At 63.6% G+C, this 437-nt stretch carries 1 protein-coding gene; it reads left to right on the top strand.

Annotation, left to right across the window (positions count from 1 at the left end):
• Positions 1 to 72 precede the first annotated feature (72 nt).
• Entirely contained in the window at positions 73 to 210 is a 138-nt protein-coding gene (locus tag CRD59_RS08060) for a hypothetical protein (protein ID WP_161522324.1), read from the top strand.
• Positions 211 to 437: the final 227 nt, after the last annotated feature.

The following is a 437-nucleotide window of genomic DNA, read 5'->3' as shown; positions in this document are numbered from 1 at the left end:
CGCGCGAGGACAGCACTGTGTGGTCGACACATCCGTGTGCGCCGAGCTTCGGCGTGTGGCTGGCGGAGAGACATGTCACACGTAGCGGATGTGGTCGCTCTGGCCGATCCGACGGGGGCACTGACGAGAAGAGACGCCGCTGCGGGTTCAGTGCTGGTCCTGGTTAACCTGACGAAGTCCCTGACCACGCCCATGCCCAAGATCGTATGAGCGCTTGCGGGTGCCGAGGAGACGGACGATGCAACCCGGTAGGCCGGTATCCTCAGCGTCTCCTCGGCACCCTCAAGCGCTCATACGATCTTGCGCATGGGCCTGGTCCGTCACTTCGTCAGGTTCCCCTCGATCACTCCTGCACCGCTCCCGGTCTCGACTCTTATCAGGCTCACGTTCCGCTCGGCTCCGCGCGTCGCCTCCTCTCTTGTCCTTGTGTCACTGAC

Origin of the sequence: Bifidobacterium xylocopae, assembly GCF_003315615.1 — a bacterium.
Classification (GTDB): Bacteria; Actinomycetota; Actinomycetes; order Actinomycetales; family Bifidobacteriaceae; genus Bombiscardovia; species Bombiscardovia xylocopae.
This window is presented reverse-complemented; position numbering and strand designations above follow the sequence as displayed.

Bases quoted from the DNA above. Each gene is read 5' to 3' on its own strand.
- CRD59_RS08060 (WP_161522324.1), top strand. From the start codon at position 73: ATGTCACACGTAGCGGATGTGGTCGCTCTGGCCGATCCGACGGGGGCA.